Raw genomic sequence first — 22,048 nt, forward strand, 5'->3', positions numbered from 1 at the left:
CTTTATTTTATTCTCAACATTCTCAAACATAAATCAATTTCTTCGGGATCCCCCGTGTGCTTGCCCGCCACGTCAGACAATTTGACAGTAGGGAGAAATATATCACTTCCCTTGGGACGGCACTCGAAAAGTTTAATCACGATGTTCAGCGGTGTCACGCCGACGTCGTTCGTGATATACGTGCCGATACCGTAAACATCGTGCAGGCGCCCGGCAACGTACTCTTTGATTCTCTTTACCCCGTCGAGGTCAAGAGCATCGCTGTACACGATCGTCTTGCTCGCCGGGTCAACCCGATGCCGACGGTAATGACGCAAGGCTTTCTCCGTGAACTCGAAAGGATCGCCGCTATCCCACCGCAAGCCATCAAAGAGCTTGGCATACTTCGTGTCAAAACTATTGAAGAAATTATCCGAAGTATAGGTATCCGACAAGGCTATCCCCAAATAACCGTCGTAGACATCCACCCAGTTTGCCAGCGCCATGGCATTTGCCGAGCGATAGCCGAAATGCGCACCGTGATACATGAACCACTCGTGAGGATGCGTCCCCATGGGCGTGAGGTTATATTTCATGGCAAAGTAAACGTTACTCGTGCCGTTGAGCAATCCCTTCATGTTTTCCCGCAATATGCCGATCACCCGATCCTGCACCTCGAACGAGAAGCGGCGACGAGTGCCGAACTCGGAAATCTCCGCGTGCATTTCCGCGAAAGCCTTCGCCTTGGCCATAGCCCTTTCTTCCGTGTCGCGTGCCTCCTGCCCCGTCATCCGGAAATACAATTCCGAAATAATTGCCAGCAAAGGCACTTCCCACAATACCGTCCGGTACCATAATCCCCGCACCTCGACATCCAACCGGCCTCCCGCTTGACTCACCTTGACCTCGTCGGGATTGAAACGGAATCCCTTTAACAAGTCAAAGAAAACAGAGTCGAAGTAATAACACCGGGCACGCAAAAAGCGTTCGTTCTCGGGCGATAGCACCAAGGTTGCCATCTCGTCCACTTCCTTCCTTACCGCCTCGGCAAAACCGGGGGGAAAGAGAGTGTTTCCCCTGTTCACGAAGCGATAGACAACCTCGGCATCCGGAAACTTTTTCTGGATAGCGTTCATCGTCGTGAACTTGTAGAGGTCGTTATCTAAAAAATCATGTATTATCATCTTAATCTTTATCCAACAATATTGAATCGGATTTGACGAAACGCGCCCCAAGGCGTGCCGCCTTGTCGTAGATCGATACAGCCAATCCCTCGCATCCCGGTATATCGCTCATACAATCCTCGATGATCACGAGCTTGCGGACAATCTCCGGGAAGTCGAATAACTGTTTTAACGTGTTTGCCACGCAATGGGTTCTAGCCTCTCCCGCCAACCATATCGTATCGTATTGTTCAAACTCTTCTTTCAACTTCACGTTAAAGGCTGTTTCGGGAGCCGAAGCGATAGGCACGTTTGCCCGGAAAGCCCCGAAAAACTCCGTGCCGGGATGTAGTCCTTTCTCGACAATCCCGCAATAACGCCCCTGACGTGCCCAGCGGATAACAGCATCGAACAAGACCGGAATAATGGCAGCCCCCTCGCTTCCCTTGATACAGTGCTCCGGCCAGATCACGTGCTGGTACTCCCCCGTCTCCTTGAGTTGACGCAGGTACTCGACGACTTCCGCTTTGTCGCCGAACGGTATCCACTCCCCGGACACGACTTCCCACCAAGATATGGTGGTGAAAGGTTTCGGGTTTTCGCCCTTGGCATTCCGCCAATAGAAAGGATGCGCGATGTCCATCACGTGATGTTGATCGAGCGTAAGGATAATTTTGTCTATCTCTTCCTTCTTCCGATCTATCAATCTCCCCAACCGCTCGGCGTCTTTTTCCGCTCCCGGTACATATAGAGAACCGCGGGGCGAACAAAAGTCGTTCTGCATATCCACAATAAACAACAGTGTCTTCATATCCCTACAACATATCTAAATCATGAAACATTACGCGGTAATCAGCCGCTTTTTCCTCCAACGGTTTCGGATAAGCCCTTGATGACGACGGCATACGGTAAAGCCGCATTGGGCGTCCCTCGTGCACAAACTCGCTATACCCGCCTACCCGGGGGGACGCGGCATCGATTTGTTCCAACAAGGTATCGGTCGCCTTCTGTCCCGTGGTCACGATAGCGCGACACGCGGGAATCCGCGCCAAGACCCGTTTCAAATTGACCGGGGTAACCACTTCCAGAAACTGGTCAGATGCGTTTCCCTTGTGCCGGATGATCTCCATGGCGGTATCGAATAACGCTATTCCCTTCTCGTTGAGGAAGGCGATAATCCGCTTCTTATCAAAACTTTTCTTTCCCTTCTCTAAAAAATAGTCCTTATCACCGAAGAATAATACCCCGTAAAGCCGCCACATATCGTTCTGCAAATTGGGGTAGTAAAAATCCATCGACCAACGTGCCCGCGGCGGGGGAAAACTCCCCAGCATGAGCAACCGGGCATTACCCGGCAGGAATGGTTGCAACGGATGCTTTTCTATCAGATCATTCATATTACTATTATATCGTTTACTTCAAATCTTTAGTTATACTATCGTCTTCTCTTTTTCTTCTCCACAGACCAACCAAATTTACCGATTTTCTTGCCCAATTCAAAATATCCGCCGTGTAAATACACCAGAGGTTCGGCGTCCGCCAACTCGAATTTGCCCGTTTCCCCGCTCAAGTAACGGTCATCCGCTTGCACGTTCACGACATCGGCGATAAACATATGATGTGACCCCAGCGGCACAATTTCTTTCACCCGACACTCGATAGACACGGGCGATTCCTCTATGATAGGAGCCTTCACGACCTCTCCCGGCACGGGCGTGAGTTTCATCTCCTCGAATTTATTGTACTCCCTGCCGGAACGCACCCCGCACCAATCGATAGCATACGCCATATCTTTCGTCGTGAGGTTAATCACGAACTCCATGTTTTTTTTGATGATCGGGTAAGAATTTCGTTCCGGTCGCACGGAGATATAGCACATCGGCGGGTTGGTACATATCGTTCCCGTCCATGCCACGGTCAAGACTGCGTATTCCTCCGGTTCGCTCCCGCAAGTCACCAGCACCGCCGGCAAGGGATAAATCATGTTTCCCGGTTTCCAATTGTGTTTCATTCCAGTTATTTTATCGCCAAAGATAAGCTAAAACACGAAACGGTCAAACTACCCGACATCCGTTTATTTCCCCGACAGGAAGAAGTGAAACAGAAATAAGGGTGTAGTTTCCTGAAATTGGTTTACTCGATTTGATATTCAATAAATTAAAAAATGTAGTATTGTTGTAATCTACTGTTACAAGTTTACTTTAAATAAATGATACTTCCTATCAAAGGTTTACTTTCTTTTCCTTCTCCCGGGGAATTCCCCGGGAGAAGGAAAAATCGCCCGGCTCAAAACATTACCCTGGCAAATTTTTTCATTTTGTCCTTGTAGGCTTGCTCCGGCACTTGACAACAAACGGCCAGGTGTGGTCTTTTCTTGTTGTATATTTCAATCACCCTCTTGACGTGTTTCCTGGCGTCATGAATATCCTTCAACGGGATATCGTTCAACCATTCTCTCTTTAAAATCCCGTTCACCCTCTCGGCGATAGCGTTATCGTATGGAGAGCCGTCCTGGGTGACGCTGACACGTATCCCGTGCAATTTCAATATCCCCGTGTACAAGGCCGAACAATATTGACCGCCCCTGTCAGAATGATGGATCAAGTCCTTGAAAGAGCCGTGTTCTCCGGTCTCTAGGGCATGGTACAAGGCTTTGACCGGACCAGACGAATCCAGAGTCGGGTGTACATCCCAGCCCATGATCCGCCTCGAGTAAGCGTCCGTCACCAGGGAAAGGTAAACAAAACCTTTGCCCGTCGACAGGTAAGTGATATCGCTAACCCATACTTGGTTAGAGCGCTCGACTCGAGAGCCTTTCACCAGGTTCGGGTACTGGTGACGCCACGCGCGGGAATCCGTGGTAATGACGCGATACTTCTTCATTTTTACCATCAAGTCATGCCGGTGAAGCAAACGGGAAAGCCAATCACGACCAACCATCAAACCGTTACCCGTTAGCATCCGCCACAACTTCAGAACCCCCAAACGAGGCAAATCACGACGGATCTCTTCAACAATGGAAAGAACGTAACGTTCACGTTCTTCCTCGTCGTTACTCGAGCGAAGGCTCTTGTAATAAGCCTGCTTGCTGTAACCTAGCGAGTTGCACAGGTATGCTGTCATCGCTTTGCCCTCCCGAGCTTTTTGGCGGTCACTAATCCCGCTAATAACATCTCCTCGTGGTTTTTTTTTACATCCACGTGAAGACGGTCTTTAGCTAACTCAAGCATCAGCTCGTAAGCTTCTACAAGTACCTTTTGTTTCTCTAACTCCTCGCGTAAGTGTTCCAGTTCTTGAACTTCCTTGTCTGTCATTGATAATAAAGTTTTAGGATCATGCACTGGTAAAGATAAGCGTTTATAACTTGCTTCCGACATCACTCGGGGTTTATATTTAGTCAACCATCCATGGAAGGTAGAAGAACTGACATCATACTTGCTTAAAACCTCCGCGTAATCTAGTTCCTCGATCAAACGATCACGAACTGCCGACAATTTTACCCGAACGGGGAAATGACGATGTTTGATAATTTTTGCTAATTCTGACATTGGTTTACTATGGTTTACAGTAAACTTTTTTCAGGGTAATACAGGGAGAGAAGAGGTAGAGGACAAGACATAGTTCCATTTTATTCTCAAATCACTTTCAATTCAAAAACGTCCGTGAACGTCTTTGAAACGTCTTTGTATCGAAGGTGAAACGTCTTTGTTCCCTTATTACTCCCTTATCTCTCCGTTATTTCATGGGGTTCTCTTCATCAACACTCCGACAAAAATAGGACTACCGAGTTCTATCGGCATCACGGGAAATACATGGATATTGTATGAAAAAAGACCGGGTTCTATTCAAACCCGATCTTTACAACACAACTTAGTCATGAACGATATCACAACTCCAATACACGTTTTTTGTTATCACTCGACATCTTTGATATATACTAATGCCACGCAACCACTTCCTATCCAAGGATCAAGAGCCTTATTCGTTTTCGGATCGAAAGGCAGAATACCATCGCTCTCATCCCCAAACATTCCGTATATCAGCCCGGTCGTCGGGTCGTACACCTGATCGACAAAATAATTATCAATGGTTGCAATAACCGGATTGTTATAGTCATCGCCATACCACTCGTATTCTTCACCAAATTCATGTACGGTTGTTTTAGCTGTAGCGTCCTCTCCTTCATTGTTCTTGAATACATAATGATTATCACCTGTTTTCACAAAACGGAAAGATTTCATCATATCCTCTGCTGCAGGATAATCATAATAATCATCAGTCAAATCTGCAACGATGGATATATGATACGCAACATCCCCCATATCAAGACGCAAACCGGCAAATATATAGCTTTCTCCATATAAGAATGTACCACCCGTGGAATAAAGACGTCTGTAAGGCGCTTCCAATTGATCGGTGTAAGTTTGTAAAAGAGTGACATTTCCATCGCATTCAACAGAATACAAGCAAATATCATAGCTATCAGTATCATAAGTCAAAGCGTATAATTTTTCACCATCCGTGCTGATAGAGAAACAACGACCGGCATCTGCCCAATCGATCTTTCCGCCTTTACCCGCTTTGATATCGTAATAACGCAATTCATAAGTACTCTTGTTATCCACGAATGTGATGGCTTTATAATACACCACGCCATGATTGTCCGCAACAATACCCTCGATGTCACTATCCAGTGTAAACAACGCCTTGCCTCTCCTTTGGGTGGCAACGTCGATCGGACACACGGAATTTGTCGTTTCATCGGCAAACACGCCATACAAAGTAGCTTCAATATCCGGAGCCTCTTCAAAAGTCAGATCACCCAACTCGTATGATTTCCCGCCTTGTAGCAAAATCACTTTACATTTACCGGTCACTTCTGCCGGAGCCTTAAAGGTTATTCCGGCATCGGTAACTTCGACAATCGCGGCATCGATAGCCTCGGCAGCCCCTTCCGGTTTTACTTGTATCTTGCAATCCTGTGCGAATCCCTTACCCGCAATCGTTACATTGTCCCCGACAACGGGATTTACCGTCGGCAGTTGCAAATCAGTAATAGGCATTTTGGGTTCCTCCAGATTATCCTTATCATCGGAACAGGCAATAAAACTTGCCAACAAGCAAAATAATAACATTAATCTTTTCATGGTCTTTCTTTTTTTTCACCTTGTACCCCAAAAGGTTCTGTTAGTGTTAATATGGACGAAGAGGTAGGGTATGAATAAACCTCTTCCTGTAATTATTCTTCTAATTTCTTTACATATTCCTGTACCGCCGCCGACAAACCGGGATTATTGAATTGCAGGGAAATCACGTAAGCCTGATCATAACACTTCTTCGCATCCTCCTTGCTTCCCGAAGCCTTGTAACAATCGCCCAGCATCAGCAAACAACGCATCTGCATCTCCGGCTGCAACTTGCTTTTCAGAGCTTCGTTCAACCAACTGATTCCCTGACGTGCCACTTCCGGCGTGATCTTTTCCCCCAGTACTTCATACAGCGACTCCAACGCCCCGATATAATCCTGAGGACGAATACCTTTACCCAAGCCCGCGAAATATTTCTCCATGTACGAACGGTACTTTTCGACATCCTTCTTGTTGTACAGGTAATACTCCGCATCAAACAGTAGCTTTAAACCGGAATACGTGTCCATCCCCCCGAAATTCATGATAGAATCATACACGACCTTCAAATCTCCCCGCACGCGCTCCAACTCCTCCCGGTAGCTCATATCACCTTTTTTCGCCAACTCTTCCATCCAAGGATAACTCAACATGAACAGGAAATTGGAAACCTCGTTCCGATCAATCACTCGCGCGTAATCATCAAAGTGCAACAACACAAATTCAAACACCTCGTCTTTCTTCCCCATCCCCGTGTGGTATATAGAGAAAATCTTCAAGTCATTCGCCGTGATACAATCTTCCAACGGTCTTTGCTTCCGGTAATCGGCGTATAACTTCTCGATCCGGTATTCCCATTTGTCATGATCCTGACCGGACAAGCGGGCGATATACCCCGGGGCTTCCAACAGAATCTCCTGCATCAGTGTTTGATTCTTCCTGTCCTTCTTCAGTTTCTCGTAAAGCTGGTCCACGGGCAACACTTCCTTCAATGCCAACCGGGCAAAACGGAGAAAACCGTTCTTGTCGGTAGCCCCCAGTTGCCGCCCCAGCACGTTGCCCTCCGTGTCCAGAATCAACATATTCGGGTACGCCGTGACGCCGTATCGCTTCACTTCCGGCAGGTACGCCTTGTCCTCGGCATTAATCTGATAATTGATAAAATGTTCGTTGAAATACTCCCCGACCTCGTCGTCCGGGAATACATTTTTGGACATCAGTTGACAAGGTCCGCACCACGTGGTGTAGAAATCGACAAACACCTTCTTGTTCTCTGCTTTCGCCTGCTTCAAGGCATCTTGGAAGGAACCCTTGAAAAAACGGATACCTTCCCCTCTTGCCCCGGCAGCGAAAATACATATCATTAATAATAACACGCTCTTTCTCATAACCTTTCATTTTATTATTCCACTATAAAAGTAAACACGTCAGGGATTACCTCGGAATATCCCTCGTTCGACACCCTGACGGAAACCACGTAATGCCCCACGGGCACGCTTACTTTCAAGGGAAACTCCATTCTTCCGCCTCCCCGGATATTCAGGAAACTTTTGAACATGGCGGCATCGCCGTCCTCGGAAGTCACGTCTACGATCTCGAACAGAACGGGAGCCGTACCGTCAACTCCCTGACATTTCGGGGATACCCAAGGAGCATTGTTCATCTTCCGGTAAGCATCTTTCAGCGGATCCAACTCCTTGCGAATAATCATCGTGTCGGGTACGTATTGTGCGTTACCCGTTTCAAGGTACCCCGGCGTGGGGTTGTGACATCCCCACCAAACTAATATCACCCCTATCAAAACCAAATATTTTTTCATCTCTCCCATGCTATTAATGATTAACTATTGCCCAATATCTATCCGTGTACATCTCTCCCAAATTATAACTGTACGGCAACGAATGTACCATCCCGTTCGTCGGTTTCACGCCGATTGTAGCCATACCGATGTCCTTGATTTTCTTGCCCTCGCCGTCAACCGATGCCATTTCCACGATAACCGGTCCCATCTCGGGAATATTCATGTAAGGTTCCTGTATCGTCCACAACCACACCCGGTTACCCCAACGAGTGGTAAAAATATTGCCCCCGCCGTCCATTTTTTGTTCCTCGTTATAGGTAGCCCTCGCGATATCATCGCGGGCGATAATCCCCTCTACCACGTGGCTCAACACGATTTTCCGGCATATTTCGACAGGTACCCGTTGGATACTCTTGTAACCGTGAATCACGTATTCCTTGTCCGTGTTTCCCACGCCACCTATCTTATCCCAGAAAAACCACTTGCGAATGGTGATATTCGTGGGTCCCAAAAAAGTGAAATCCTCCTTTTCGAACATCTCTCGTAATCCCGCGCGATCAATAATCTTCACGATAGAATCCCAATCGTAGTGATTACTCTGCAAGTATTCATACATATTACCCCGGAATTCCTCCTCGCAAACTCCCGTATCGATATAGTCGTATTTTGTACCGCAAGCCGTAAATACACCCGCCACGACCAGTATAAACAGTATCTTTTTCATAGCTTATTTCATTTTTGACGCCCAAAACGTGTTCTGGATCATTAAATCATTTTGTGAAAATGCAGTTTGGGGAACAGGCAGGTAAAGAGCCCCGTCTTTCACGTCCTCAACCGACAAATCGTTAAAACCTCCCTGCAACTCCGTTTTCCAATACCCGTTACGAACCACGTCGTAATAACGGTGTCCCTCGTACAACAACTCCTTCTCCCGCTCCTTGAAAATATCGTATTGCAAATCCCCGCTATCACCTTCGGCAGGCCATAACTTCGCTTCCGCCCGATCGCGGATTACGTTCAGATCGGCTTTCGCTCCCGCCGGGTCATTCATCTTTACCCGGCACTCCGCGCGCAACAGGTACATATCCGCCAACCGGAAAATAACCCGGTTCACATCCATCCCTTTAAGCCAGACTTCCCCGGCAACCGATGCCCCGTAACGGGCATACCGCCACTTATAGAGATAAGCCAATCCCGCTTCCTGCCATTCCGGATCATCCAGATGGTAGAAATAAGCCTCCCGACGTGCATCCCCTGCCGGGAACAAAGAATTTACTTCTGCTATCGTTATTCCAAAATCCTTATCTTTAATATCCATCTTTTCCTCGGTCTTCACGATCGGGGCGCCAATCATGGAATAAGCGGGTAAAAAAGCGGAGTAAGTACTGGCATCCTGATAATTAATTTCCAACTCGAAAATACTCTCCGCACTTTTCCTGTGCATCACCTCGGCACAAACCTCTTCCGGGTTCTCCGCAAGAGTATAGACACCCACTTCGTCGCGATACTTTTCCTCGATCAACTTACTCGCCCATTTCTCCGCCTTCTTCAAATCCTCCTGACCACCGACCACGTGAGCCTTCCACGCGTACAGGTGAGCCAACAGGGCTGCAACACTTCCCTTACACCCGTATTGCTTCGAGGTCAACGCTTTGTTATTCGAGTTTTTCAGACCGCTGAACTTGGGCAACATGTCATACGCCCGTAAGGCGGCATGAATAGCCGTGTCCAAAACGACGGATGCCGGGCTTTTGGCGTATTTATCAATGTAATTGCTTCCTTTCGTGATAACAGCATCACCCCACATCCGTACCAAGTAAAAATAGCACATGGCTTTCACGAATTCTCCCTGACCACAATAAAAACGTACCCGTTCGGGAGCCACATCCTTGGCTTTTTTGTAATTATCGAAAAACAAATCCACGATAGCAAGCGTATTGTAGTAAGTTTTCCATTGCTGTTGATTAGAATGATTCAACAAATAGTCGGTATTCAACCCGCGTATTTTATTTATATCAGATCCCTGCCTCACGACATCCACCCGAAGCCCCATAAATTCATGTTGAGTCACCCCGGTCAAAGCTGTTCTCAAATTCCCGTGCATTTGTATTACTACCGCTTCCAAATCCTGTTCCGTCGTGAAATAGTGTTCAAACGTCACCCCGTTCTTCGGTTCCAAATCAAGAAGCGAATCACAAGAAGCACACAGCAACACGACCAGTACACTATATAAAAATCTTTTCATAATCTACCTCGTTTAAAAATTTACAGTCAAACCAAAAGTCCATTTCCGCGCCAAGGGATAAGTACGACCGTCGTCGAACCCTGTCCCGATATTCGCCACTTCCGGGTCAAGCCCCGAATAATTTGACAACAGGAATAGGTCTTCTCCCGTCACGAAAATCCGGATACCGTCCAACCACAACTTCTTCATGATACGCTTCGGAAGATTGTACCCTATCGTCAGTTGTTTTAACCTGCAATAATGCACGTTTTCCAGTGAAGCTGTTGTTTGTCCGGTTATATTAATCAACGTGGAATTGCCATACAAACCGAGAGTCTGGTACTTACTCCCGTCACCGGCATACTGCCAAAAATCGGACAATGACACATCCGCGAAAACGGGATAAACTCCCAATCTTCCCTGAAGGGTACTATACTTGAACTGATTCACCATCTTACGCCCGAGCGTGTAAGTCAACAAAATATTCACGTCAAAATTCTTCCATTTAATCTCGTTCACAAGCCCGCCGTAAGCCTGTGGCAAAGTGGTCCCGGAATAAACCAAATCATCTTCCGTGATCTGCCCGTCGCCGTCAATATCCGCGATACGGCGCATTCCCTTCGTGAAAAAATATTCCTCGTCCCCTTCCGGTGACAACATCTGTTTTTTACCGGACTGATCGAATATATACGGGACATCGGCATCACTCTCGATCATCCCCAAATCCTTGAAAAGATAAATCCCGCTCAACGGTTTGCCAATCACCTTGTCATAGAAATCTCTCCCCGAGTAACTCTTCCGGAAACGATTCCAGTTCCGGGATATATTGAAACGCGTACGCCATTTCACTTCCGTGTCCCTCAGAATGTCGATTTTGGCGTCCAACTCCAACCCCTCGTTGGAAATAGCCATCGTGTTCCGCCATTGTACCCCGTTGAACCCGTACATATCGCCGGGCAGCGACTCTTTGTTTATCAAGGCACGTGTGTATTTATAGTAATAATCTATGGTCAGGTTCAAGCGATAATTAAAAAAGTCCATATCCAACCCGAAATCATATTGATCCGATTCTTCCCATTTCAGTTTCCGGTTTATCACGCCCTCGGGCTGCATCCCCTGTACCCCGTCAAAGATCGTCCCCGGGGACATCAAGCCTTGTGCCAGATACGGGATCGCGAACTGGCTGCCAGAGCGTCCCCAGCTAGCCCGTATCTTCCCGTAATTCAACCACCACGCCCATTTCATGAACCGCTCGGTAGAAAAAGCCCCCCCGACCGCCAGGGACGGGAACGTAGCCCAACGCACATCCGCACCGAACACGGAAGACCCGTCCCGCCTCACCGTGGCTTCCAACAAGTATTTTTTGTCATAATTGTAAGCCAGACGCCCGAAATAACTCACCATCGCTGTTTCCGAAAAATCGGAACCATAATCTTTTAAAGCACGATAATCGTCCACTCTCGGATCGTATATCAAATCCTGAAAACCACTCCCGACATACTCGATCCGGTCACTCGGTCCCCGCAACCCGTGACCGCTGTTACTCCATTTCTTGCTACCGTCATACGCCAACCCGAACAACAAATCAAAATTGTGCACCTCGTCGAGCGTGAACACGTAACTCAACAAATTCTCGTTCGACAACAACATATCCCGGGCAATCTCTCCCGAAGATTTACTTTCATTATTATTGTTAGGATCCAGATAACTGGGAGTAAACTGGTTCTGGTTCGCTTGGGTATAATCCAACGCCAAAGAAGTCGAAACAGACAATCCCTTCAATATCTCGTACCTCAACTGCAAGTTAGCCCTTAAACGGTAAGAAGTGTTATTTTCCACTTGCCCGTTCAGCATCTGCAACATTTTTTCTTCTACCGCCCCACCCTTCAAAAGTAACGAAGAGGTATAATTGGGATCGACCGTGAAGCTCTCGTACTTGAAAGCATCCCCCGATGTCGCACCCCGGCTTCTGTCCGTGTACGCCAGATAAAAACGGCTGTCCACGGTCAACTTCTTCACGGGATTGAAGGAAAGATTCGTCAACAAATTCACACGGGAAAAGTCACTTCCCGGCATAATCCCCGTTTCCTTGTAATACCCCGCACCAACCATGTAAGTCATCTTTTCCGTACCGCCGCTTGTCTGGATATTAGCATTCAGTATCTTTCCCGTCCGAAAGATATACTTGTACCAGTTCGTGGAATTGTTGAAAAAAGGGTTCAAGGAATCCTGAACCATTCTAATACTCTTTGTTCCCACCCCTAAACCACTATTCCAAAAAGCATCATATATAGCCTCGTTATTAGCAGCCTCCTCGTATGAAGTCGGGTACTTGTAATATCCCTTCCCCTTCACCTCGTAGGCATTTCTTTGCGCCCGCATGACCGCCATATGGTACAGGCGTTCCTCCCGTCCGCCCAACTGTGTCGGGGCTTTCGGCAACACGGAAGCCGAATAGGACAGGTTCACGGAGAACTTCCCCTCGCCCGCACGTCCCTTTTTCGTGGTAATCAATATCACCCCGTTCGCAGCACGTGAACCGTAAATAGCGGCAGAGGCGGCATCCTTCAACACCTCCACCGACTCTATCGTCGAGGGATCAATCTCCGCTATCGTGTTCGTTCCCGTCACCGGGGAAGTAAACGAATGCACGGGCACCCCGTCGATCACGTACAGCGGCGAACCGTCGCCCCCTCCCGCTTCATCCAGCCACAAGGAATTGTACCCGCGTACCGCCACGTTCGTTCCCCCGCCACCGGGAGAACCCGACTGGATATTCACCCCAACACCCGCCATACGCCCCTGCAACAAGGTTTCCAGACTGGCAGCGGGAATCTCTTTTATATCATCCGCCTTGATCGATGCTACGGAAGTGATCAACTCCCGTTTCTTTCTCGACCCGTAGGCGATCACCGTCACCTGATCCAAGTCGGAAACTTCCTCTTCCATCTTCACGACCACCTCCTTGCCGGAAGTCACCGCCACCTTCTTCGCACTAAAACCGATAAAAGAGAATATCAGATTCCCCACCGGCTTATCGATCGCCAACGTGAACGTCCCGTCCGCGGCACTTGCCGTCCCGACCGTCGTACTATCCAGACGCACGGTAACACCTACCATCGGTTCCCCTTTCGTATCCACAACTTTACCTTTGAGTATATGCTTTTTGGCGGACACGTCGGCAACCTTCGGTCTTATAATCACCATCACCCCGTCCGTTCGGTACGTGAACGGCAAATCCTTCAACACGAGATCCAATATCTCCAACACCTTCTTGTCTTTCACCTCCAACGTGACCTTTTTCCCCTTCACGTCGTCATAATTGAACATGAATTTATACACGTCCGCCTTTTCCAGCTCCTTCAACACGGAGGATAATTCCTGATCTACAAATTTAAAAGAAACCTTATTTTCCTGAGAGAAACCAAGGAACCCCCATAGCATAAAAAACATCCACAATGTCATTTTCCTCCATCCTTGTTCCCGCCTTAAATAAACCGATCTTCGCTTTTTTTCCATAATTCATTTATTTAACATTCTAAAATTCAAGACACAACAATCCCCTTTTCGAGAGGCTCACGCCTTTCAAATACTTGATTTCCAATACATCATTTCTACTTCTTAAAAACTATAATACAATTATCCCGAACCTCTATTTTTAATTTTCCCATTTCATTCAAATATTCCACGACCTTGCTGAAAGTCGCCTTCCGATCTGCCCAAATCTTAAAACGCAACTCCTTCAATTCCGGTTCCTCGTATACCACGCTGAAATTATACCAACGTCCCAGTTCCGTCAATATATCTTCCAACCGCTCGTCGTCATAATAGAAATACCCTTCTTTCCACGAGGTATACTTCAGTATATCCACCTTCGTCACTTTCAGTTTTCCCTCGCTATACAGGACATTTTCGTGAGGTTTCAACACCACTTCTTTCCTCCTCCCGGTAGCCTTGACCGCTACACTTCCATTCACGAGCGTGATATTTTCTTTCTCCCTTGAATACGCCTGAACGTTAAATTCCGTTCCCAACACACGGGTACGAACCCCTGCCGTCTTCACTATAAAAGGTCGCGTCTCGTCCCGCCGCACTTGAAAATAAGCCTCTCCCGACAACTCCACCACGCGTTCCTTTTCCCCGAACACGACCGGATAACGAAATTCCGTCTCCGCATTCAACCACACTTTCGTCCCGTCATCCAAAATCACGAAATACTCTCCACCCCGGGGCACCTTTAACGTGTGATTCCCTTCCAATTCGGGGAGCGGTTGCCCGGGAGAATAAACCAACCCCTTTAAAGAATCCGCCGTGATAGACCGGATCACTTGGGGCAAACGCTGCACCAAAACCTTCCGGTTCTCCCGGTTCAAATCGATCTCCTCCCCGTTATTCAATACAAGTGTAACCCCTTGGGGGGTAAAATCGTCATTCTCAGGCATCACCATCACGAAAGGCGTTCGCTCCGCGGGCATCGGACTCCTCCACAACCAACTGATTGAAATCACGATACCGATGCAAGCGACAGCCGACGCTACCCTGTAAGTCCAAAGCATCCTTTTCCGCAAAATCTTCCGGTTCAACTTCTTCCATTCCCCATCGACATCCGGCTTCTTTTTATCGACAGCCGCCAAACTCCCTTCCCGGATACGGCGCAATTCTTCCAGCAATTGCCCGTGCTCCTCGTCCCGCAACCATTCTCGCACCAATTCATCGTCCTTCACCAGATGATTGAGCACGTCCATGCCAAATTCTATATCCCGATAATTATACTTTTTATCCATTTTGTCATATTCATCTACCCCATACACGTAGACCCCTGCAAAATGGGTAATGCCAAAAACGACTTTTTTTTATTTTTTTTCGGTAGACTTCCCGAAACACAAGAAAAGCAGTATAAACTCTTCCCCGGAGAATTGTTCCCGCAGTATCCGTAACGCTTTCATAACATGGGCTTTTACCGTGTTCACCGTGATACCGAACTCCGCCCCCGCGTCCTGATATTTTTTCCCTTCCAGAAAACATCTTTTGAACACGTTCCTCGTTTGAGTCGGCAACTGCTCCACGGCACGGTGTATCCGGTCGATCAACAACTCGTATTCCAAATGCTTGCTTTCGTCCACCGCCTCGGGTTCTTCCCGCATATACGCAGCAAAACGTTGCGCTGTCTTTTCATGCCGCAATTCATCCAGACAGGCATTACGGACAAGTTTATATAAAAAAGGAACTAATGAAGTTGAAAATTCAAGGCGGTCCCGCCCCTTCCACACGATCTCGAAAACATCACTCACCACATCTTTCGCCCGCTCGTCATCATTCAAAAAACTTAAAGCGTAGTAATATAGCCGGGAATAACTCTCCCGGAACAATTGTTCAAAATAGCGTTTTTTTTCCAATAATGTAAACATACGCTCCCCATTAGTGCCACAAATATAGAGTTAAAAAACAAAAATGACAAACGGGATGTGTTTTTAGTCGCCTACGGCGAGTTACAAGTTGCAGGTTACATTTGCCTTCGGCAAGTTATTTCACTCGCATTTCGGACTGTATTTCAACTCCTCCTCTGTTTATCGAGAGAGAGCTGAAAATGCCTGTCATTCCTCAATCATTCCGGGGATAACAGACATTTTTCAATTTAAAATCACTAAATTCTATCTCTCCTGCAAAGGATTCTTCAATGCCGGCAGTTTTCTCTTCGGTACATCCATAACAGATATATCCATGTTATTCAACAAAATAGATGAAGGATAAATCATGGATACCAAAGCACCCTTGTCCAGTAGAAGATTGTGTACCTTTTCCTGATTACAGATTTCCCGTATATTCTTCAACTTGGACATATTCACGGGGGCAACTTTTCCAAAACGGACTTGCGTTTCTTCGCCCGTCTTCACGTCTACCTTGTACAGGAGTGAAGCGTTGCCCGCCAAACGGCGAACGATATAAGCGTAATCCGACTTCGCTTCTTTTGCCGCTTTCAACAAGGCTTTTTTCATCGCCTCCGGCTTTAATCCGCCGTCAGCCTTGACATGAAGCGTGCCGGGAGCCGTCACGTAAATCACGTCATTACGGGTGGGAATAAAACGGGAACTCCCGGTCGAGTAACGCACCTTATTCGTGGGAACCTGCCCGTTCAATACCTTTTTCAGAACCCCTTTCTCCACCAGCACCAACTCTTTTTCCGGAACCACGCCTTCGGCATCCACCTCGTAACTTCCCAGCAAAGGGATATTCATGTATTCCGTCATGGAACTATAATTCACCACGGACAGGCGGGGATCAAGTAATTTCTTCCCGATCTTATCCTCAAAGGAAGTGGTCGTTTCCTTCACGCCAAGCGGCATCCGGTAAGTACACAGTCCGCCGTTATTCCCCAACAAATTATCCGTGAGCACTTGACGCACCGCCTCGTTCTCGAAAAGAACCGGTCCGTTATACTCCTCGGAAAATACTTCCGCGTTTTTCAGGTCAATCAGCCGCCGGGCAAAGCCCGCCACCACTTGTTTCAAATGCTCCTGTGAAGGCAATGCCTCCAGCGAAGGGGCTAACAATATATACGAATCCCGAATATATTCCCCGTCTTTCGTGACTACCGTCCCCTCGACGTACAACTCCACGAAATTCAACGGCTGTTTCAGCGCCACCTGTTCCGTGGTCAATTTGTAAAACGTCATCTCGCTTCCCTGCAATGATACTTTGGAACCGATGATCTCCTTGTAATCTTTAAACACGGCGGACAACTCCCGTGCCTTCGCCTCTACCCCGGAAATACCAGAAATATAAGGTTGTTTTCCCTGTATCAGCTTCTCCACGGAAGGGGTCGGTAACAAATCCGGAAGATTATCGGGAAGTTCATACGGGTTTGCCTCCAAGTATACCTTTTTTGCAGAGTACTCCTGCAAAGCCACCTTGTATCCCTGATCAGAAGCCAGCCAGAAGCCAAGGCGAATAGCGTTATAATCAATCTCACCTCCTACATCCACCCGCAGGAATTGCCCCACATGACGCAGATCGCTCGTGCGATTGTAGTCGCCGATCAAGACTTGCGAGGTACCCATCAAATGAAGGGGCAGATTAACCGAATTCAACACAGACCCCAAGGTTGCCTCCACGGAAAACTGCCGGGAAAGTAGAAGAGCGTAAGAGACATAAAAAGGCTTACTCATCATAGGAAGAGCCAGCTGCTCCTTCGTTCTCGCCTGTTCGTCCCCCATCGCCGTGAAAATAGTCACGTCCTCTCGCGTCTGAGCACGCGACAGGCTGACCAGAAATATTAAAAATAACAATATCGTGTATCTCATCATTTTCCTATTTAATATTCATAACTTCATTTTTGCGGTACATACACCCTCGGGAGAACAGGCGGCAACACGCTGGACTTCGCCGTACGCTGGGTTTCCACCTTGTTCACCAGAATCGTCGGCGAAATAGCAGTAACCTGCACTCCCCCGGATTCCGCCCCACAAATACCGACGAAGACACTCGGGTCGTCCCCCGCGCACACGATGTTCGAGAACATAGACAACGGAGTCCCGATCAGGATAACTCCCCGTACCAATTCATCCGGTCTGCCGTCCGTGTAGACACGGTAAACCACCAGTGGGGTCACGTTGAACGAATTCGTGCTGCTTGTCCCCGTGTACGTTAAGCCGCTTGTCACTTCTTTAAAGAAATAACCGTATTCCTTGTTCTGCTTTTTCGCCTCCTCGATCAACATCGCCCGCAACTCCTGTTGTGTTTTGGGAGCTTTCGTCTCGATACACAGGTTGGATTGCCGGGACACGGGATCGAACCCGTCGCTTGCCCGGGCATGACCGTTCGTCTTCGGGAAGCCGTCTATCGGCACGCGGGTCATCAGGAAATCCCGTAACTTACCGTCCACCACGACGTTTACCCGTTCGGCACGAATACCTTGATCGTCAAACTTGTAATGACCGTTCAACTCCTTTCCCGCGTAACTCGTCAACGTCGGATCGTCGGAAACTTGAAAATCAGGAGCCAATACATTTTCTCCCACCATCTGTTTGAAAGTCTGTCCGTCCTCGTCCGTCTTCATCCTCTGCCCTTCCAGACGATGCCCGAATATCTCGTGAAAAAACACACCGCTCGCGGCACCCGACAACAAGGCGGGACCGGTATACGGGTCAGCCACGGGAGCCTCCCGCAAAGCCGCCAAGGTCTTGATCATCTCCCGCGTATCCGCCATCATCTGCTCGTCCGAGGGCAAATCAGCCGGATCATATGCGAAATAGGACAGGTACAAGGGAAGCCGCATCCCGTCCAAAGCCATCACGTTTCCTTGGATCATGACGCGGGCATAAGGCAGGTTCTGCACGACACTCCGTCCCTCCGTGTCCACGAAATAACGGCGTTCGACATCATACGTCAAGGTGGCATCGCCCTGCATGATATTCATATTCTCGTTAAAAAGAGCGGAAATCTTCTTCAACCGGGCAATCCATGCCTCTGCGTCCACTTTCAACCGATCGGCTGGAAAAGGAGCCTCGTAATAGGATTCCACCGGCGCGGCAGAAAAATAAGGGGCTTTATCTTCATTCTTGACATTCACCTTGGTTTGCGCCTTTGTACGCTCGTAAATATCCACGGCAAAAGCGTAACGGGAAGAAGCCTCCATCCAGATTTCCTGACGGATAGCATCCTCGTTGTTCCCGTCATCAATCGGCAGGACGGCGGATGAAATACCCGACTCGGTCACTTCCGATCCCATCGGGTAATACTTGTAATTATCCAACGTCGTGTCACCCAACCGGATATGGGGAATCATGACGCGGGTATGCCGGCTCTGGTTATCCCTCAACGTCCCGAACGAAGTAATGATCGTCGTGCTCCTCGTGTCGATAATCCTGTAATTCATGTAATAGGGGGGAAGTTTCTCCCCCTGCAATTCCCGGTAATGTTTATTCAACTCCCCGGAAAGGATATTCAACAAATTGTCCCCCGATTGCGCAGACACACCATGAATACCCGTCATCCCGAGAATGCAACAAATACAAATAAACTTTATTCCTTTCATCTGTCTTTCATTTTAAGATAAATGTAAAAGCATCCTTTACCACCTGACTATACCCGGGTCCCGTCAACCGAACCGACACGGTATACCGTCCCGCGGGCGACTTGCCCTTATACGGATAACGCATCACACCCCCGCCTGCCAATATGGTCAGTTCCTGCATGAAAGTAGCGGCAGCCTCTTCTCCAACTGTTGAAGAGACAGACTCCACGGAAAAATCAATTCGTTCGGTTCCCTCGTATCCTTGCATTTTCAAAGATTGCCACGGAGATTCATACTCTATCCGTACCGCATCCAATTCCGGGTCCGGCGTAAGACGCACGATCATCGTATCCGGGTCGTAAACAGCATTCTCCGTTATCAAATAACCCTCTTTCTCGTCACATGACACAAGCCCGCAGTATATAACACTCAATATAAATAATATCCGTTTCATAACTTTCTCTTTTATTATTACTCAAAATCTTCCCAATCTTCCGGATCTTCCCAATCTTCCATTTCCCCGAAATCCCCTAACGTGAAGTTATATGACAAGGAATGCACCACGCAATGATCCGGTTCTATATTGGAAGAGGCGATAGAAAAATCACGGAACGCACTTTGTGAATACACGCCCAAGGAAACAGCTCCCACGTCCGGGATTCCCTGTAACGTCTGCTGGTGCGTGTACAACCAAACGGTACTTCCACTCAATGTAGGATAATACTTACCGCCCTCTCCCGGCATAGCTTCATCTTCATCATATTTTCCTCTCGGAACATCATCCCGGTATAACTTGCCATCGATGATGCATTGTAATAACAAATCCTTGCAAACATCCGGCTCCATATCCGAGATTCGCTCTATGTCATTTTCCAACATATACCTGCGAATAGAGTGATTCGTCGGTCCAAGAAAAGTAATCTCCGGATGTTCCGTGTCTTTTCCCTCGAACAGACGAACCACATCGGGACCAGCTTGTTCCACCAATCTAGCCGTGGAATCCCAGTCGTAAGAATGCCCCGGGGCTTTTAAATACTCCAACAAGCTACCGTCAAAACGACCGCTATGCAACCCGGATTTAATAAAATTATCCTGTACACAGCCTCCCATGCCTAAAACCAGACATACAAAGCCTAATATCAATATATGTTTCATAGCCCTATTGTACTTTTGTATTCCAATATACATTTTGCAAAATCAAATCATTATTATTCATGGCAGACGAGCCCACCGGATAATATAATGCCCCATTCTGGATATCCTTGTCGGACAAACGGCTGAAAGTTTCAGAAAGCTCCCGCCGCACGTATTCCACGCCATTTCGGATCACGTCGTAATACCGGGTATCCTCGAACAACAACTCCCGCTCCCGTTCCCTGAATATCGCCAACTGTACATCCCCGCCAAAATCATCCGTCAAATCCGCTCCCGTCAACCCGGCACGCTCCCGAATAGCTATCACGTCCTCCATCGCGTCAGGCAACCCGGCACGACAACGACATTCAGCCCTCAACAACATAATATCCGCCAGACGCCAGACTATTTTATACATCTCCATTCCCAAGAAAACTTTCTCTTTATCATTACCCGTGTACGTGTAACTAGGGAAACGAAATACATTTATATACGCCTTCTCTATTTTCGTGTTATCGAAAACTTTTATCACGTCTTCCATTTCCCACGTTTCTGGATTAAATACCTTAACCTTTACATGGAATTCTGTGGAATCTATCCCGTAGAAATAACTTTTCCTTCTCAAATCATCACCGGGATAAAGTTCGTTAATCGTGGTTTTGTTAAATTCCAATACATCGGGGTACGAGAAACTCACTTCCATGTCTGTCCTTACCGGCCAACCCGCAAATTGCTCCCCGACATAAGCCAATTCAGTGAATTCCCCGGCAGCAGTGAAAGTCCTGTATATTTCCAATATACTTTCCTCGCTTCCACCCTTGAATACCCGGTTACACACGTCCTCCGGGTCGGTTCCCAAACCATACGCGCCGACCTTGTTTTCAATAATCATCGTGCAATATTTCTCGGCTTCTTCCCAATACTCTTTTTTGTTCTCAAGACCTGCCCGCCAAGCATAAATATTAGCTAACAAGGCAGCGGCAGCTCCTTTACTCCCGTATTGTTTCGTGGTTCTCTTGTTGCCCGCGTAATCTTTCAAGTCTTCATACTTCGGCAAATCCATCGCTTTCAACGCCCATTTTGTCGCTTCTTCCAATACCTCCGTCACGCTGTTTTTCGCTAATTTAATCTCAATAGACTCGCTATCGGGAACAATAGGCACCTCCCCCCACGCCCGGGCAAGCCAGAAATAACATAATCCTTTCACGAAATAAGCCTGTAAACGATAAATATCAACAATCTCCTCCGACATGGGAAAACGGTAAGCATTGTCCAACATCACGTCCGCATCATTAATGGCAGCGTAATAATTCCTCCAACTTGATTTGAAATAACTTACCGGTGCTAATTGACGTGCCCGATAGATTGGCGTCCCCCGGTAATCACTTACTACATTATCCACCTTCAAACCGGCAGCAATATGCAACATATCCGAATTTTCGGCAATACGCACGTTATTCATCATCGAATTGAGCAGAGCTTCTGCATCTTGCCCGGAACGGAAATAATTATTAAAAGTCGTTGAATTTTCCGGTCTTACGTCCAGATAGCCACTACATGACATGGCTAGAAATCCCACAACAATATATATAAGATACTGTTTCATAA

General features: G+C 47.6%; 19 protein-coding genes. All 19 read right to left on the minus strand.

Features of this window, described 5'->3' with window-relative positions:
- Positions 1 to 2: 2 nt before the first annotated feature.
- Positions 3 to 1,163 (minus strand): nicotinate phosphoribosyltransferase, encoded by a 1,161-nt coding sequence (gene pncB, locus CS948_RS16685; RefSeq protein ID WP_099292888.1) that lies wholly within the window; start codon positions 1,161 to 1,163, stop codon positions 3 to 5.
- Position 1,164: 1 nt separating this feature from the next.
- On the minus strand, positions 1,165 to 1,953 hold the full coding sequence (locus CS948_RS16690) for an isochorismatase family protein (protein ID WP_099292890.1): 789 nt from the start codon (positions 1,951 to 1,953) through the stop codon (positions 1,165 to 1,167).
- A 4-nt stretch (positions 1,954 to 1,957) separates the two neighbouring features.
- On the minus strand, positions 1,958 to 2,539 hold the full coding sequence (locus tag CS948_RS16695) for a uracil-DNA glycosylase family protein (RefSeq protein WP_099292892.1): 582 nt from the start codon (positions 2,537 to 2,539) through the stop codon (positions 1,958 to 1,960).
- 38 nt (positions 2,540 to 2,577) lie between these two features.
- Positions 2,578 to 3,153 (minus strand): flavin reductase family protein, encoded by a 576-nt coding sequence (locus tag CS948_RS16700; protein ID WP_099292894.1) that lies wholly within the window; start codon positions 3,151 to 3,153, stop codon positions 2,578 to 2,580.
- 275 nt (positions 3,154 to 3,428) lie between these two features.
- Positions 3,429 to 4,265, minus strand: coding sequence for an IS3 family transposase (locus CS948_RS16705; RefSeq protein ID WP_099292250.1), 837 nt, complete (start codon positions 4,263 to 4,265; stop codon positions 3,429 to 3,431).
- Positions 4,262 to 4,690 (minus strand): hypothetical protein, encoded by a 429-nt coding sequence (locus tag CS948_RS16710; RefSeq protein ID WP_099292896.1) that lies wholly within the window; start codon positions 4,688 to 4,690, stop codon positions 4,262 to 4,264. The genes CS948_RS16705 and CS948_RS16710 overlap by 4 nt, the downstream gene beginning before the upstream one ends.
- Before the next feature lie 366 nt (positions 4,691 to 5,056).
- Positions 5,057 to 6,289, minus strand: coding sequence for an IPT/TIG domain-containing protein (locus CS948_RS16715; protein WP_099292898.1), 1,233 nt, complete (start codon positions 6,287 to 6,289; stop codon positions 5,057 to 5,059).
- A gap of 92 nt (positions 6,290 to 6,381) precedes the next feature.
- Positions 6,382 to 7,656 carry a thioredoxin family protein gene (locus CS948_RS16720; protein ID WP_099292900.1) on the minus strand — a complete coding sequence of 425 codons (1,275 nt, stop codon included), beginning with the start codon at positions 7,654 to 7,656 and terminating at the stop codon, positions 6,382 to 6,384.
- A 14-nt stretch (positions 7,657 to 7,670) separates the two neighbouring features.
- Positions 7,671 to 8,087: a hypothetical protein gene (locus CS948_RS16725; protein WP_255302053.1), complete on the minus strand. Its 417-nt coding sequence runs from the start codon at positions 8,085 to 8,087 to the stop codon at positions 7,671 to 7,673.
- Positions 8,088 to 8,100: 13 nt separating this feature from the next.
- Entirely contained in the window at positions 8,101 to 8,793 is a 693-nt protein-coding gene (locus CS948_RS16730; RefSeq protein WP_099292904.1) for a hypothetical protein, read from the minus strand.
- Positions 8,794 to 8,796: 3 nt separating this feature from the next.
- Positions 8,797 to 10,314 carry a RagB/SusD family nutrient uptake outer membrane protein gene (locus tag CS948_RS16735; protein ID WP_099292906.1) on the minus strand — a complete coding sequence of 506 codons (1,518 nt, stop codon included), beginning with the start codon at positions 10,312 to 10,314 and terminating at the stop codon, positions 8,797 to 8,799.
- A gap of 12 nt (positions 10,315 to 10,326) precedes the next feature.
- Entirely contained in the window at positions 10,327 to 13,812 is a 3,486-nt protein-coding gene (locus tag CS948_RS16740; protein WP_099292908.1) for a SusC/RagA family TonB-linked outer membrane protein, read from the minus strand.
- A 95-nt stretch (positions 13,813 to 13,907) separates the two neighbouring features.
- Complete coding sequence (locus CS948_RS16745) at positions 13,908 to 15,077, minus strand: FecR family protein (RefSeq protein WP_099292910.1); 1,170 nt, start codon at positions 15,075 to 15,077, stop codon at positions 13,908 to 13,910.
- 69 nt (positions 15,078 to 15,146) lie between these two features.
- On the minus strand, positions 15,147 to 15,701 hold the full coding sequence (locus CS948_RS16750; protein ID WP_099292912.1) for an RNA polymerase sigma-70 factor: 555 nt from the start codon (positions 15,699 to 15,701) through the stop codon (positions 15,147 to 15,149).
- A gap of 243 nt (positions 15,702 to 15,944) precedes the next feature.
- Positions 15,945 to 17,594 carry a metallopeptidase TldD-related protein gene (locus CS948_RS16755; RefSeq protein WP_176555095.1) on the minus strand — a complete coding sequence of 550 codons (1,650 nt, stop codon included), beginning with the start codon at positions 17,592 to 17,594 and terminating at the stop codon, positions 15,945 to 15,947.
- Positions 17,595 to 17,620: 26 nt separating this feature from the next.
- Positions 17,621 to 19,327 carry a metallopeptidase TldD-related protein gene (locus CS948_RS16760; protein WP_099292916.1) on the minus strand — a complete coding sequence of 569 codons (1,707 nt, stop codon included), beginning with the start codon at positions 19,325 to 19,327 and terminating at the stop codon, positions 17,621 to 17,623.
- Between the two features lie 7 nt (positions 19,328 to 19,334).
- Positions 19,335 to 19,760 carry a hypothetical protein gene (locus CS948_RS16765; RefSeq protein ID WP_099292918.1) on the minus strand — a complete coding sequence of 142 codons (426 nt, stop codon included), beginning with the start codon at positions 19,758 to 19,760 and terminating at the stop codon, positions 19,335 to 19,337.
- A 17-nt stretch (positions 19,761 to 19,777) separates the two neighbouring features.
- Entirely contained in the window at positions 19,778 to 20,461 is a 684-nt protein-coding gene (locus tag CS948_RS16770) for a hypothetical protein (RefSeq protein WP_099294632.1), read from the minus strand.
- 4 nt (positions 20,462 to 20,465) lie between these two features.
- A complete protein-coding gene (locus tag CS948_RS16775) occupies positions 20,466 to 22,046 on the minus strand; it encodes a RagB/SusD family nutrient uptake outer membrane protein (protein ID WP_099292920.1) in 1,581 nt (526 codons plus the stop codon).
- Positions 22,047 to 22,048 lie beyond the last annotated feature (2 nt).

Origin of the sequence: Butyricimonas sp. Marseille-P3923 (genome assembly GCF_900184685.1) — a bacterium.
Lineage (GTDB): Bacteria > Bacteroidota > Bacteroidia > Bacteroidales > Marinifilaceae > Butyricimonas > Butyricimonas muris.

What these genes read in the sequence shown, in the direction of transcription:
- CS948_RS16735 (WP_099292906.1), bottom strand. Translation starts at nt 10,314, where the DNA reads ATGAAAAGATTTTTATATAGTGTACTGGTCGTGTTGCTGTGTGCTTCT.
- CS948_RS16705 (WP_099292250.1), bottom strand. Translation starts at nt 4,265, where the DNA reads ATGACAGCATACCTGTGCAACTCGCTAGGTTACAGCAAGCAGGCTTAT.
- CS948_RS16725 (WP_255302053.1), bottom strand. Translation starts at nt 8,087, where the DNA reads ATGAAAAAATATTTGGTTTTGATAGGGGTGATATTAGTTTGGTGGGGA.
- CS948_RS16700 (WP_099292894.1), bottom strand. Translation starts at nt 3,153, where the DNA reads ATGAAACACAATTGGAAACCGGGAAACATGATTTATCCCTTGCCGGCG.
- CS948_RS16730 (WP_099292904.1), bottom strand. Translation starts at nt 8,793, where the DNA reads ATGAAAAAGATACTGTTTATACTGGTCGTGGCGGGTGTATTTACGGCT.
- CS948_RS16740 (WP_099292908.1), bottom strand. Translation starts at nt 13,812, where the DNA reads ATGGAAAAAAAGCGAAGATCGGTTTATTTAAGGCGGGAACAAGGATGG.
- pncB (WP_099292888.1), bottom strand. Translation starts at nt 1,163, where the DNA reads ATGATAATACATGATTTTTTAGATAACGACCTCTACAAGTTCACGACG.
- CS948_RS16770 (WP_099294632.1), bottom strand. Translation starts at nt 20,461, where the DNA reads ATGAAACATATATTGATATTAGGCTTTGTATGTCTGGTTTTAGGCATG.
- CS948_RS16715 (WP_099292898.1), bottom strand. Translation starts at nt 6,289, where the DNA reads ATGAAAAGATTAATGTTATTATTTTGCTTGTTGGCAAGTTTTATTGCC.
- CS948_RS16745 (WP_099292910.1), bottom strand. Translation starts at nt 15,077, where the DNA reads ATGGATAAAAAGTATAATTATCGGGATATAGAATTTGGCATGGACGTG.
- CS948_RS16720 (WP_099292900.1), bottom strand. Translation starts at nt 7,656, where the DNA reads ATGAGAAAGAGCGTGTTATTATTAATGATATGTATTTTCGCTGCCGGG.
- CS948_RS16710 (WP_099292896.1), bottom strand. Translation starts at nt 4,690, where the DNA reads ATGTCAGAATTAGCAAAAATTATCAAACATCGTCATTTCCCCGTTCGG.
- CS948_RS16695 (WP_099292892.1), bottom strand. Translation starts at nt 2,539, where the DNA reads ATGAATGATCTGATAGAAAAGCATCCGTTGCAACCATTCCTGCCGGGT.
- CS948_RS16755 (WP_176555095.1), bottom strand. Translation starts at nt 17,594, where the DNA reads ATGAGATACACGATATTGTTATTTTTAATATTTCTGGTCAGCCTGTCG.
- CS948_RS16765 (WP_099292918.1), bottom strand. Translation starts at nt 19,760, where the DNA reads ATGAAACGGATATTATTTATATTGAGTGTTATATACTGCGGGCTTGTG.
- CS948_RS16690 (WP_099292890.1), bottom strand. Translation starts at nt 1,953, where the DNA reads ATGAAGACACTGTTGTTTATTGTGGATATGCAGAACGACTTTTGTTCG.
- CS948_RS16775 (WP_099292920.1), bottom strand. Translation starts at nt 22,046, where the DNA reads ATGAAACAGTATCTTATATATATTGTTGTGGGATTTCTAGCCATGTCA.
- CS948_RS16750 (WP_099292912.1), bottom strand. Translation starts at nt 15,701, where the DNA reads ATGTTTACATTATTGGAAAAAAAACGCTATTTTGAACAATTGTTCCGG.
- CS948_RS16760 (WP_099292916.1), bottom strand. Translation starts at nt 19,327, where the DNA reads ATGAAAGGAATAAAGTTTATTTGTATTTGTTGCATTCTCGGGATGACG.